Source organism: Bradyrhizobium sp. Crot121 (genome assembly GCF_059512385.1).
The window spans coordinates 1-273 of sequence record NZ_JCAMOR010000561.1 but is presented as its reverse complement, the minus strand read 5'-3'; the positions used below and the strand labels follow the sequence as shown (position 1 = coordinate 273).

The 273-nt window shown below is 52.7% G+C and carries 1 protein-coding gene; it reads right to left on the bottom strand.

The genetic code is table 11. The annotated features are described in order from the left end of the window. Positions 1-217, bottom strand: a 217-nt coding sequence (locus tag AC5ZGW_RS47915; RefSeq protein WP_496114372.1) for a hypothetical protein, incomplete at its 3' end; no start/stop codon positions are given. Positions 218-273 lie beyond the last annotated feature (56 nt).

Sequence of the window (273 nt, the reverse complement as noted above, 5' to 3'; positions counted from 1 at the left end):
GCCGGATGATCGTGAGGACCTGCAAGATCGATGGAAACCAGCGATACAGCTGAATGAAGAACCAGCGATCATCGTTGGTGAGCCGGACGCGACCATGCAGCTTACGCCTTAAGACAATCAATTGATGTCGGAGCGCCGCGTTCTCCGCTTCAAGCCGCAACTTCGACTTGAATGGCGAGGCCAAGACCGCCAAAACAAAACAGAGTAGCCCGATCATTCTTCCAGCTTAGGCGATTCCGTCACCTCATCAACTCGGATAAGGTTTTCGGTACA